Source organism: Allomuricauda sp. d1 (assembly GCF_039592695.1).
Taxonomy (GTDB): Bacteria; Bacteroidota; Bacteroidia; order Flavobacteriales; family Flavobacteriaceae; genus Flagellimonas_A.
Genome location: NZ_JBBUTK010000003.1, coordinates 368812 through 382673, shown reverse-complemented (window position 1 = coordinate 382673; position 13862 = coordinate 368812). Strand labels below are relative to the sequence as shown.

At 43.4% G+C, this 13862-nt stretch carries 6 protein-coding genes; 5 read left to right on the top strand and 1 reads right to left on the bottom strand.

Translation table 11 applies throughout. The annotated features are described in order from the left end of the window. Positions 1-4 precede the first annotated feature (4 nt). The 5 genes from AAAH86_RS13475 (at position 5) to AAAH86_RS13455 (ending at position 8845) form a co-directional block, all read left to right on the top strand. Complete coding sequence (locus AAAH86_RS13475; RefSeq protein WP_343488170.1) at positions 5-1873, top strand: DUF4270 domain-containing protein; 1869 nt, start codon at positions 5-7, stop codon at positions 1871-1873. 123 nt (positions 1874-1996) lie between these two features. Beyond that, positions 1997-3844 carry a glutamine--fructose-6-phosphate transaminase (isomerizing) gene (glmS, locus tag AAAH86_RS13470; protein WP_343488169.1) on the top strand — a complete coding sequence of 616 codons (1848 nt, stop codon included), beginning with the start codon at positions 1997-1999 and terminating at the stop codon, positions 3842-3844. Between the two features lie 207 nt (positions 3845-4051). Continuing rightward, the gene (locus AAAH86_RS13465; RefSeq protein ID WP_343488168.1) at positions 4052-6802 is read left to right on the top strand and encodes a TonB-dependent receptor; all 2751 of its coding nucleotides are present in this window, start codon (positions 4052-4054) and stop codon (positions 6800-6802) included. 169 nt (positions 6803-6971) lie between these two features. Beyond that, entirely contained in the window at positions 6972-8480 is a 1509-nt protein-coding gene (gene atpD / locus AAAH86_RS13460; protein WP_343488167.1) for a F0F1 ATP synthase subunit beta, read from the top strand. A gap of 86 nt (positions 8481-8566) precedes the next feature. Continuing rightward, a complete protein-coding gene (locus tag AAAH86_RS13455) occupies positions 8567-8845 on the top strand; it encodes a F0F1 ATP synthase subunit epsilon (protein ID WP_343488166.1) in 279 nt (92 codons plus the stop codon). A 96-nt stretch (positions 8846-8941) separates the two neighbouring features. On the opposite strand, the gene AAAH86_RS13450 is transcribed toward AAAH86_RS13455, so the two are convergent. After that, a complete protein-coding gene (locus tag AAAH86_RS13450) occupies positions 8942-13858 on the bottom strand; it encodes a T9SS type A sorting domain-containing protein (protein ID WP_343488165.1) in 4917 nt (1638 codons plus the stop codon). Positions 13859-13862: the final 4 nt, after the last annotated feature.

Below are 13862 nucleotides of genomic sequence, written 5' to 3'. Positions count from 1 at the left end.
TCCAATGTATTTTTTTAGGAGGATGATGATTCTGGCCTCGGCCGGAATTTTAATGGTGATGACTTCTTGTGAAGAAGAAGAACTAAGCACACTGGGCGAAGGTGTAATCGGTGACGAGCCCTTTACCACTGGTTCTGCCACATACGATGTTTTTGCATTCAACAAACAGTTGACCGCGGTGCAGACCAATAGGTTGCCCTTATACCAATTGGGTACTTTCGATGACCCCGTTTATGGAAAGGTGAAGGCAAGTATCACTACTCAGTTGAGACTTCCTGTAAGTCAGACAGGTAGTGTGGTCAATACCTTTGGAGAGTTCTCCCAAGCTATTGAAGACCAAGCTGATTCTGATGAAAGTATTTCAACAATACCCGAGAACGAAACGGTAAAAGAGGTGTTTCTATATTTGCCCTATCAGCGTCCTCCAGCCAATATACAGGACAGGGATAGGGATGGGGTTGATACAACACTTGATGATGATGATACTGATCCCAATAGCGATTCAGACAATGATGGTGTTTCAGATGCTACAGAGACCGCCAATGGTACAAACCCATTAGATCCAGATACCGATGGCGATGGCATCGGCGATGCGGATGATGACGATACCGTTCGTAATAGTTTTCCTAGAAGAGTTGATTTGGATAGTATTTATGGTGATCGCACAGAACCTTTTCGGTTGAAGGTTGAACGATCTACTTTTTTTCTTAGGGATTTAGATCCCGATTCCAATTTTGAGGAAGCCCAAGAGTATTTTTCAACCCAAGAATTTTCGCCGACCTTTACTTCGGATCTGCTCTTTGAAGGTGATGTTCAGATTAGCAATGAAGAAATTCTTTTTTTTGAGGAAGACGACCCCGATACAGAAGAAGATGAATCAACCACGGTAGAAGAAAGATTGAGTCCGGGCATCAGGGTTCCGCTTGATGCGCAATTTTTTCAAGAGAATCTTTTGGATAAAGAAGGAAGCTCAGAACTGTTGAGCCAAGCAAACTTCAGTGATTTTCTAAGAGGCGTGCATATTTCGACAGAGACTATTGGCGATTTTGATATCATGATGCTCTTTGATCTTTCTCAGGCCAATATCACCGTGACATACGAGTATGATGATTACAACAACAACGGTACAACTGACAATACCGATGATGACTTCGTTGAACAGACCGAAAGAGACTTTACATTAAATTTCATATTGAGCAATAATGGGCTAATTACAGGAAATGCCGTCAATACTTTAGTAGGTGAAGATTTACCGCCCGAAATTTTAAATGAGCTTGATACCGGTGAAAATGCCTCTCGAATATACTTGCGAGGCGGCTCAGGAATCGTCGCCGACGTAGCGCTTTTTGATGAGGATGGCGGACAAGACATCATCAATGAAATCAAGGCCAATAATTGGATTATCAATGAGGCCAACCTCGTTTTCTTTGTCGATCGGGCAACTTTGGATAATTCAGGCGGTGATGTGGTTGAGCCCCTTCGGCTGTACCTTTTCAATGCCGAAACAAATGCACCACTCTACAATGCATTTACAGAACCTGACCCTACTGGGGGTAGTCTGCTTTCTGTATTTCCCAATTATGATGGGGTGTTGCAAGAAGAAAATGATAGGGGCATACAGTACACGGTACGTATCACCGAACACATCAACAATATTATAGTTCGTGATTCTGCCAATGCCCGATTAAGATTGGCTCTTTCATCCAATATTTTAGATGTCTCGGTAAGAGAGGCAATGATTGAATCGAATGGTATTGATGTGCCCACGATGTCGACCATTACGCCATTGGGCACGGTATTGTTTGGTAGTGCCGATTCAGTATCCGAAGACAAAAAGCTACAGTTGCAACTATTTTACACTGAGGCGAATTGATTCTTTTCTGAGTGAATCTCATACCACTGGTGGTATTTTTACGTTCTAGAACTAGTATTTGTAAAGTTTCCCAGCTACAAGTTTTAAATTTGATACTTTAAAAAGTCAGAAAATCAACAGATTATGTGTGGTATTGTAGGATATATTGGCCATAGGGATGCTTACCCTATCATTATCAAGGGACTTCAACGACTGGAATATCGTGGGTATGACAGCGCAGGTGTTGTACTGTTTGATGGCGAAAACCTGAGCCTTTCCAAAACCAAGGGGAAGGTTGATGATTTAAAGAAGAAAACAAAAAAGGAAATATCCACTAATGGTAAATTAGGGCTTGGTCACACAAGATGGGCAACACATGGTGTGCCCAATGATATCAACTCGCATCCACACTATTCAAATTCTGGTAATCTGGTCATCATCCACAACGGAATCATTGAAAATTATGAATCCATCAAAAAGGCCCTGACAAAAAGAGGCTACACTTTTGAGTCCGACACTGATACCGAGGTGTTGGTGAATTTGATTGAAGAAGTAAAGAAGAAAGAAGGGGTTAAGCTGGGCCAAGCTGTACAAATTGCGCTTACGCAAGTCATCGGAGCCTATGCCATCGCTGTCTTTGACAAGAACAAACCTGATGAAATCGTAGTGGCCAAACTGGGTAGCCCTTTGGCCATCGGTATTGGCGAGAATGAATATTTTATTGCGTCTGATGCCTCTCCATTTATAGAATACACCAATAACGCTGTGTATTTGGAGGATGAAGAAATGGCGATTGTTCGAATCGGCAAGGAGATAAAAATGCGAAAAATCAAAGACGATTCGATCGCTTATCCTAATATTCTTGAGCTTCAATTGAACCTTGAGGAAATTGAGAAGGGCGGCTATGACCATTTCATGTTGAAGGAAATCTATGAGCAGCCAAGAGCCATTCACGATACGTTTCGTGGCCGTCTTTTGGCCGATCAGGGCATCATCAGAATGGCCGGTATTGACCAGAACATTGAAAAATTCATGAATGCCAACAGAATTATTATTGTTGCTTGCGGTACTTCATGGCATGCTGGCTTGGTGGCTGAATATATTTTTGAGGATATGGCGCGAATTCCCGTTGAGGTCGAATATGCTTCTGAGTTCCGATATAGAAATCCTGTCATCACTGATAAAGATGTGGTGATTGCCATATCGCAATCTGGTGAGACCGCTGATACGTTGGCAGCCATTAAATTGGCCAAAGAAAAAGGTGCTTTTGTATTTGGAGTTTGCAATGTGGTGGGTTCTTCCATTTCAAGAGAGACCCATGCAGGTGCCTACACCCATGCTGGTCCAGAGATTGGTGTGGCCTCTACCAAAGCATTTACGACACAGATTACGGTTTTGACCTTGATAGCCACTAAGCTTGCCAAAGAAAAAGGAACATTTTCAGAATCAAGGTTCCATGAAATACTTGCTGAACTAGAGGGCATACCCCAAAAAGTCGAAGCTGCCTTGCTCGCCAATGAATTGGTTGAAGAGATTGCCGATGTATACAAAGATGCCTCCAATTGTCTTTATTTGGGAAGGGGATACAATTTTCCGGTTGCTTTGGAAGGGGCCCTTAAATTGAAAGAAATCAGTTACATTCATGCCGAGGGTTATCCAGCTGCAGAAATGAAGCATGGCCCTATCGCTTTGATTGACGAACAAATGCCCGTTGTGGTCATTGCCACACGAAAGGGCCATTATGAAAAAGTGGTCAGCAACATACAAGAGATAAAATCAAGAAGCGGAAAAATCATAGCTGTGGTCACCGAGGGCGATAAAACGGTCAAAGAATTGGCCGATCACGTCATTGAAGTACCTGAAACCTCTGAGGGCCTTTCGCCACTGCTTACCACGATACCATTGCAGTTGTTGTCATATCATATTGCGGTCATGCGAGGCTGTAATGTGGATCAACCGCGTAATCTCGCCAAATCGGTTACCGTTGAGTAACAAAGTTTATTATAGAAAAACTTGAAAAACCGCTTTTTGAAGCGGTTTTTTTGTTAATATATCAATTAGATAGTTTCATAATTGCGGAAAAAATACTATGCATGCATAATTTTTTTAGTTTTTTCGAAACTTGAAATGAAAAAAAATGTATATTCCACCCCAATTATAACCTTTAGTTTAAACTAACTTAACACAAATTCAAACGTGATGAAAAATGTAATTGTTGCTCTTTTCATGTTGATTGGTCTCACCGCGTATAGCCAAACCACAATCACTGGAAAAGTGGTCGATGAAGAGGGTAATCCTGTACCAAATGCCAACGTAATTGTTATCGGAAAAGCAGAGGGAGCCGTTGCCGATTTCGATGGAAATTTCACTCTTGAAACTTCTGAAGTATTTCCTTTTCAAATCAGGGTAACCAGTGTAGGGTATTCCGATTCGGTGGTAGATGTCAACTCAGCAGACCAATCTTTGACAATCACGTTGAGCGAGGTGTCCACCATACTAGACGAAATTGTTATCTCGGCTTCGAGAACACCTGAGCGTATTTTTGAATCCCCTGTTTCAGTAGAGCGGTTTGGCATTCGCGAAATTCAGAATACAACGGCAGAATCATTTTATGGTGGATTACAAAATTTGAAGGGCGTCGACATTAACACGAACAGTTTGACCTTTCAATCCATCAACACAAGAGGTTTTGCCACATTCGCAAACACACGATTCTTGCAATTGGTGGATGGAATGGACAATACCGCACCAGGCCTCAACTTTGTACTCGGTAACCTGGTCGGCATGAACGAGTTGGATGTACAAAGTGTTGAAATACTTCCTGGTGCTTCTTCAGCGTTGTACGGAGCTGGTGCGTTTAACGGCATCCTGTTTATGCGAAGTAAAAACCCTTTTGACTTTCAAGGCATCAGTGCCTATGCCAAAACAGGTATTACTTCCCAAGAAGCTGCAGGCGACAATGCCTACTATGATGTTGGTATTCGAGCGGCCCATGCCTTTAGTGATAAGTTTGCTATCAAGACCAGTTTCTCGATTTTACAAGGAGAGGATTGGCATGCAACCAGTAGAGAGGACCTTAACAATCCTGGGGCAGATAGAACAAATCCAGCCTACGATGGATTAAATGTGTATGGGGATGAAGTGGGTACTTTGCTGAATTTTGATGCAGCGGCAGGATTGCCCACGGGTACAGTTGGGTCTGCATTTGTTACAAGAACAGGTTATGATGAGCGTGATTTGGCAAATTATAATGCCCAAAGTGTAAAAGCAGATTGGGCATTGCACTATCGGCCTTTCGGCGATGATTTGGAATTGATTTATAATGGTAGAATTGGCCGTGGAACCACCATCTACCAAGGCGCAAATCGTTATTCTGTAGCCGGGTTCAAAATGCAACAGCATAAACTGGAATTAAGAAATGATAATTTCTTCATTCGCGGATATATAGTAGCAGAGAATTCTGGGGATGCCTATGATACCCGGTTTACGGGAATCAATATCAATAGACGATGGAAATCAGATACACAATGGTTTACGGAATATGCACAGACATTTATTGGTGCAAAATTAGGGGTGGGTACAGGTGTTCAGGCAACAGACGAGCAAGCCCATGCCGCTGCTAGGGTCGCCGCTGATACAGGCAGATTGATTCCTGGCACACCAGAATTTCAAAGCGCTTTCAATACAGTGACAAATGATGGAGATTTGACGACGGGTTCAAAATTTATTGATAATACCAAATTCCGTCATGTAAATGGAAATTATAATATTGCCCATCTCATTGACAATTGGGCCGATATTCAGCTAGGTGGTTCATTTAGGGAATATGAATTGAATTCCCAAGGCACCATCTTTACCGATATCGATGGACCGATTACGTATAATGAATACGGGGGCTATGCCCAGTTGCAGAAAAAGTTTGTTGACGATAGATTAAAATTGACTGTTTCTGGTCGTTATGACAAAAATGAATTTTTTGATGGTTTTGTATCTCCAAGAGCGGGTCTATCTGTTACTTTGGGTGAAAATCGCAACCATAATATAAGGACTTCGGTACAGCAAGGTTTCAGAAACCCGACCACGCAAGATTTATTTATCGGGTTGGATGCCGGAGTGGCAATTTTGGTGGGTTCTGCCCCCGACAATCTAGATAGGGATGTCAGAACATTCGATGTCAGTCCACAGGGCCAGACCATTACAGGTTCACCAACGGTTCAGGTGGTAGGCAGGGCCGCCTATGAGAATGCTTTTTCTGCTAGCTCAGCACAAGCCGGTAATCCAACCGCAGTGAACACCCCATTGGTGCAACCAGAAGAAATAACAGCCTATGAATTGGGCTATCGTGCCCAATTGGGTAAATTCACCATTGATGCCAGTGGGTATTACAACAGCTACGATAACTTTATTTCCCAAACACAAGTATTGGTGCCACTATATGGTGAAGCTGGAGATGGTGGGTTATCGTTATTGGCACTGCAGAATGGTGATAGAGAAGTTTATCAAGTATATACCAATTCATCGGAGGAGATAACTTCCTACGGAGGTACAATAGGTGTTGATACAAAAATCGAAGGTTTTGACTTGGGTGTCAACTACACATATACCAAACTTGAGGATGCAGAACAACTGAGAGAGCGTGGCATACGAACAAACTTTAATACACCTGAACACAAGGTGAAGGCTTCTTTCGGTAAGACTGATTTATTTAAAAACTTTGGCTTTGGTGTGAACTACCGTTGGAGTGACAGCTTCTTCTGGGAGGCTTCTTTTGCCGATGGCAACGTTCCTGCATATACCGTTTTGGATGCCCAGATCAACTATACGGTGCCAAGTATCAAATCGGTATTCAAAGCGGGAGGCTCGAACATTTTGGGCGATGAGTATTTTACAGCTGTCGGCTCTGGTCTTATAGGATCCATTTATTACATATCGTGGACCATAAATCCATAAGACTTAAAATCAATAAAATGATAAAAAAGGGTGCTGTTTTCAGCACCCTTTTTCTTGTCGAAAAAACCGTTCAATAAGTTTCAGTTTAAAAAGGGAATAACCTATCTTTGCGCCCGAAAAAACAGAACGTTTCCCCAAGGAAATTTGAAATAATCGAAATTTTGAAGTAATGGCCAAAGTTACAGGAAAAGTTGCCCAGATAATCGGACCCGTCATCGATGTTGAATTTGAATCGGGAGTTGAGATTCCGAAGATTTATGATTCTTTGGAAATTGATAAAGAAGACGGTTCAAAACTGGTACTTGAGGTACAGTCGCATATCGGTGAGAACACGGTTCGTACCATTTCGATGGACTCTACAGACGGATTGAGCCGTGGGGTAGACGTTGTAGCCACGGGTAACGCCATTCAGATGCCTATAGGTGAGGATGTCTACGGTCGACTTTTCAATGTAATCGGTGATGCCATTGACGGTATGCAAAACCTCCCAAAAACAGGAGATAACGGATTGCCAATCCACCGTGAAGCTCCGAAATTCGAAGATCTTTCAACCTCTACCGAGGTTCTTTTTACGGGGATCAAGGTTATCGACCTTATTGAGCCTTATGCCAAAGGGGGTAAAATCGGTTTGTTTGGTGGTGCCGGGGTAGGTAAGACCGTTTTGATCCAAGAATTGATCAACAACATCGCTAAAGGCCATGGTGGTCTTTCGGTTTTTGCAGGCGTTGGTGAACGTACCCGTGAAGGAAATGATTTGCTTCGCGAAATGTTGGAATCGGGCATTATCAAGTATGGCGATGATTTCTTGCACTCTATGGAAGAAGGCGGATGGGATTTGAGCAAGGTGGATAAAAAGGCCATGAAAGAATCAAAAGCAACCTTCGTTTTCGGGCAGATGAACGAACCCCCTGGAGCACGTGCCCGTGTGGCGTTGTCAGGGTTGACGATTGCAGAATACTTTCGTGATGGAGCGGGAGATGGCCAAGGAAAGGATGTATTGTTCTTTGTGGATAATATTTTCCGATTTACACAGGCAGGTTCTGAGGTATCGGCCCTTTTGGGGAGGATGCCCTCAGCAGTGGGCTACCAACCTACATTGGCCACCGAAATGGGGGCCATGCAAGAGCGGATTACCTCTACAAAACGAGGATCGATTACATCGGTACAAGCAGTATACGTTCCTGCGGATGACTTGACAGACCCCGCACCTGCGACTACTTTCGCCCACTTGGATGCTACCACCGTATTGTCTCGTAAGATTGCCGAGTTGGGAATCTATCCCGCAGTGGATCCATTGGATTCCACCTCTAGAATCTTGACCCCTGAAATCTTGGGTAAAGAGCACTACGCATGTGCGCAGCGTGTAAAAGAGCTGTTGCAGCGGTATAAAGAATTACAGGATATTATCGCCATTTTGGGTATGGAAGAATTGTCTGAAGAGGATAAGTTGGCCGTAGGTCGTGCGCGACGTGTACAGCGTTTCTTATCACAGCCTTTCCATGTGGCAGAACAGTTCACCGGTATTCCTGGAGTATTGGTTGACATTAAAGATACCATCAAAGGATTCAACATGATTATGGATGGTGAATTGGACCACCTTCCTGAATCTGCCTTTAACCTAAAAGGAACCATTGAGGATGCCATAGAGGCTGGTGAGAAGATGTTGGCGGAAGCTTAATTTAGTTAAGAGTTACGAATGAAGAGTTCAGAGTTTTCAAAAAAATAGACTCATCACTCATAGCTCAACACTCATAACTATAAAACATGTATTTAGAAATAGTATCCCCAGAAGCGACTTTGTTTGCAGGTGAAGTAACCTCTGTTACGGTACCCGGTATCAATGGTGAGTTTCAAATGCTACAGAACCATGCCCCCATTGTTTCTTTGTTACAAGAAGGCAATGTGAAGGTTCAGGGTAACCTTGAGATTGACGAGGAGTTTCAAAATAAGTTTACCCAAGGAGCCAACGGCGAAACAGTGTTGTCGATTACAAGTGGCACGGTTGAAATGAAAGACAATAAAGTGATTGTGTTGGCAGATTAAGCCTCCCCCTATTCCTCCAAAGGAAGGAATTCAATATAGCATCCTCCCAGAAAATAGATAGACCTTTAGGGCTCTAAAACCTGAAAGGTTTAATTTTTACCTCCTGACCACTTTTTGTAGTCTATTTCCATACGGGGTTTCCAATAAAACCACATAAACGCCTGAAGGCATTCCTGATAAATCAAAAGGAATAGCGTACGAACTCGCTCCCCGCTCTTTGGCCGAAGCCATTAGGGCATTGTTGGCAAAACTGAAGATTTTGACACTGATATTCGCCTGTTCGGTCAACGTAATACTTGCCGTGAACCTACCATCAGTAGGATTGGGGTAGATTATAAAATCATCGATATTTTTAGTGATGTCCGTTTCACCTTCATCAGTTATGGTGGTGTCTTTTTCTACAATCAGGATTTTTTTGGTCTGTGTCGCAATACACTGCCCGACCGAAGTGATGATGCCGATTTCATACTCACCCGCCTCTGAAAAAACCAGCTCCAGCTCGTCGGAATCATTTTTTACAATGGTCGCCTCTTCGGGAACAATCCATTCCACTGTCTCGGGTATTGGGTAGCTGATGTCAACAGCAATTACAGATTCATTTACGAATGCTTGGCTTGACACTGCAAATTCAGCACTGATTTCTTCATCAGCAACGTCTACTGTGATACTTTCTGAAGCCGTACAACCACTTGCCGTATTTATGGTAATGGTGTATATACCGCTATCGGTAATCGTAACCATAGGTTCTGTACTAGAAAAACCATTATTGGATGTCCATTCGTAGGTTGCAGTCGCATCATCTACGGTGACATCAAAGAACAATTCTTGTGCTGCACAGAGCACTCGATCACCACCCAGCCCCACTTGCAATGGCAAAGGATCTTGCAGAACATAGGTACGGGTAAATGGCCCTTCGTCAAAACCGGTCACCGTTACCGTATAGCTTCCTGCAACCAGGCCAGAAATTGTATTTGTCGTTGCACCTGTACTCCAATTGTAGGCAAATGTGCCATTACCTTGGTTGACGACCAGTGAAATGCTTCCATCAGAATCACCAGAACATGTCGGTGGGGTGATGGTAGCATCTATAATATCAGGTTGTTCAATTTCATAGGTTTCGGTTACTGAACATCCATTGGCATCAGAAATGCGTACTTGATAGGTATCGGCCACTAGCCCCGATAGTGTAGGTTGGTCACCAAGATCCGCATTATCTGAAAGTCTTGTCCAAGAAATGATATAGGGGGATAGCCCTCCAGAGATATCGAGCACAATACTGCCGTCGTTTCCTGCATACTCGGAAACGTTGGTAACGGTAGCACTATCAATTTGAAGCGCATTTAGTGGCGTATCTACCACAACGGTTTCTTGGACAAAGCAACCGTTGCCATCAACCACTTCGATGGTGTATTCTCCTTGGGGAAGGTTTACTAAATCTTCGGTGGCAGCACCGTTGCTCCATAAATATTGATAGGGCAGTGTGCCCCCTTCTACAGATATGTCAATGGCCCCAGTCTCTTCACCGCTGCACTGAACATCCGTGACCGAATCAATTCTTATTTGCAACGGATTGGGTTCGGTCAGGCTCACGATATCAGAATCGACAGTAATGTTATTGGCATCCGTTACACGGACAAAATATTCGCCCACCGATAGATTGTCGATGGCTTCGTCTGCTACCCCTAAATCTATATTGTTTCCGTTTGCAACTTCAAACCAAGTATACGTATACGGAATCACACCGCCTTGAGCTGTGGCCATAATTTCACCAAAAGCATCACCGAAACATTCCAAAGCTGTGGTAATTTGTGTAGTGACCCCTAATTCTCCAGGTTCTGCAATCACAAAATCCCTGACCAACGTACAACCGTCAGCATCATTGGTCTGGTTGGCATCTCGAACAATTAATGTGTAGGTGCCTCCAGCCAGATTGGTAATATCTTCATCTGTGGAAGCAAACCCATTATCGGCAAACCATTCATAGGTGTAAGGGGGCGTACCACCTGTAATCGTGATTGAAATTGCCCCATCATCGGTATTCGCTGCGGTCAAGCTTCGCTGTTCATCAACGACCAACGATAGCTCTTGCGGTTGACCAATAGTTGGACTGGCAGTTGTGGTACATAGATTGGCATCTCGCACCAATACCTCGTAAGCATTGGGCGTGAGACTCGTGAAAACAGGATTTGCCTGAAAAGTAGCCCCGTTATCCAGCGAATATTCATAAGGTGCGATGCCGCCTGAGGCATTTATTTGAATAGCTCCGTCAGCACCATCAAAGCAGGTCGCATCGGTCGTGGTGGCAGTTGCGGCAAGTATTTCCAAAGGCTCACTGATAATGACTGTATCGGTGACTTCGGGGTCGCCCGATGCATCGGTCAGTCGCAGGGTATAGGTGCCCACGGGCAGATTTTCAATAGTAGGGGCGTTCGGTGCCGAAAAGCCGGCATCGCCCTGTCGCTCCCAGACATAGTTAAAGGGCGGCAAGCCGTTAACGTTTGCGGTGATGCTGCCCGACGCCTCGCCGAAACAATTGACATCGGTACCGTTCAAGCTGATGATTTGCAGGGGGCCGGGTTCCGTAAGGGTGATGGGTTGAGGCAAACTAGCTATACAATTATTCGCATCGGTAACTTCCACTTCATAATCTCCAGGAATAAGATTATCAAGATTTTGATTGGAAGATGTGAATCCGTTTGGGCCTGTCCAGTTGAAGGTGTAGGGCGTGGTTCCGCCTTGTACGTCAATCGTTATCGAACCATCATTGCCACCGTTAACGGTGATGTTTGAACGGGCCAATTCGCTGACGGCCAAAATATCGGGTTCATTGATGAAAACACCTGTAATTGCAGTAGATTCACAATTGTTTTGATTTCGGATGATCAAATTGTACGTGCCCCCGTTGGGTATTGTAATAATATTGGAAGCGGGCAAGGTCGTCCATACCGCTCCTGTGAAAAGAATATCATCACTTAAAAGATATTCATACGAGGTTCCTCCTGACAATGTAAGCGCAATGGAACCATCCGCCGCACCATTACAGCTGATAGGGTTTGCAATGATATTATCAATACGGACCTCAGCAGGTTCGACCAAGAATATGGACGTTTGTGCAGCGGCTGCCGTATTGCTGATGTCTACCCCCGCTGATACAACCGTCAATTCGTAGGTGCCGTCATCCAAATTGGATAGTGCAAACTTACTATCCGAGGAAGTGCCAAAATCAAATAAGGTACCATTGCGGATCCACTGGTAAGTGTATGGTGTAGCCCCACCCGAAACAGGTATGGTAATGGAACCATCCGCTGCATTCAAACATGAAATTTCGTTAATGACGGGAGTGCCCAAAATGGGGATAGGGGCCGCCTGTAAGGTAATATTCGCACTGGTATCGGAACAGTCATTGCCGTCGGTGACAACGACATAGTAAGTGCCTTCGGACAATGCCGTAAAATCTTCTGTTGTATTGACACTTACGATTTCAGTTATTTTTAGGTCATTGGCCGCATTAAAAAGTTCATAGGTGTAATTCGCAACCCCATTGTTGGTGATGATTCGAAGGCTACCATCATTGGCAGTCGGATTACTGGGTTGTTGTAAGAAACCTGATCCTGCATTAATGGTAAGGCTATTTGTGACGGTGTTGATGGTAACTGATTCTGTATTGATGGCCGAGCAATTTTCTGAAAGCACCAAGCGTGCGGAAAAATCATAGGTATCACCCTGCTCTAAGTCATTGAATGTTGGTGAAGACTGCCATGTTGCCCCACTATCATTTGAAAACTCATAAGTACCCGTTTCAAATTCATCTCCCCCTGTTGCTGATAAGGTAACCGAGCCGCTTTCTCCGGTACACTGAGGTTGCACTACGTTAACTACAGATAGTTGAACAGGCGAGGGACTATTTATGGTAAAAAAATCTGGAGTCAATTCTCCACTTTTTACGGTCACTGGATTAGTATTGTAATTTACTTCTTGATATAAAATGTAGTATTGTCCTGACTCGAGATTTTCTTCGGTACTACCACTGAAAGTCCCATCACCGTTGTCAATCAATGCACCCAATCTTAAATCCTCGTAGGCCTGTGGTGGATTTGGATTATCAGTGCTACCTTGAAAAGCATCTTGCGGCGACGCAGCACCTGAGGTATTCTGATAGATATAGTATCGCATTTCATATCCATTAGTGGCATCAACATTATCGTTGAATGTTAAGGTTGCACTACCGTCATTTGAATCTGAACAAGTTTCATTTTTAGTTACTGGGGCACCTTGGAGTTCAGGTGAACAGGCTATAAAACTTGAAGAAATCCATTCTGAAATTTCTTCAGGAGAAGGGTTTTCAGTGTAATGGATTCTGATTTCAAACAACTCATTCACATCCAAACCAGGAATATCATCAATATTTAATTCAAAAATTCTTGGATTTTCTCGATAGGGCACAATTGTGATTGGACTTCCTGCTCCTATCCTTGCCTCAACTTTATATTTAAATCCGCAGTAGTTGCTAACTACTATATCTCTGCCCTCACAAACGGGTATCGTCTCAGAAAAATCGGGATTAGCAGTTACAAAATCGTCTAGAGGAAATAACCGTTGAAGTCCATTTTGTTGAAAAAAAACACAATCGTTAAAATCACTTGTTGCAAATGGTAAAAAAGTACACTCAGATCCTGAAAAAGGAAAGTTTTTTGTAATGCCATTATTTGGACAGGTGGGATTGCCACTTGAAGCGAAATGAAATACATCAAAACTTTGAATTGGACTATTATATTCCAGTATGGCCTCTCTTTTTATATTTCGAGGCCCTGGTGCTCCAAACGCAGTAACAAGGAAAGAGGCATCTGAGGAGCCATTTGCTAGACGAGCAGTTACATAAACTTCAATGGATGCACCAGCACCCACAGAAGAAGAATTGGCAACCAAATCATAATCGTATTCAACTTTATACTTTACTTGACCAGAAACATATGTACAGATTAATATGAGTAAAACAATTATATATTTTTTCATAGTC

Coding starts and splice junctions, on each gene's coding strand:
- AAAH86_RS13455 (WP_343488166.1), top strand. CDS start 8,567: ATGTATTTAGAAATAGTATCCCCAGAAGCGACTTTGTTTGCAGGTGAA.
- AAAH86_RS13450 (WP_343488165.1), bottom strand. CDS start 13,858: ATGAAAAAATATATAATTGTTTTACTCATATTAATCTGTACATATGTT.
- AAAH86_RS13465 (WP_343488168.1), top strand. CDS start 4,052: ATGAAAAATGTAATTGTTGCTCTTTTCATGTTGATTGGTCTCACCGCG.
- AAAH86_RS13475 (WP_343488170.1), top strand. CDS start 5: ATGTATTTTTTTAGGAGGATGATGATTCTGGCCTCGGCCGGAATTTTA.
- glmS (WP_343488169.1), top strand. CDS start 1,997: ATGTGTGGTATTGTAGGATATATTGGCCATAGGGATGCTTACCCTATC.
- atpD (WP_343488167.1), top strand. CDS start 6,972: ATGGCCAAAGTTACAGGAAAAGTTGCCCAGATAATCGGACCCGTCATC.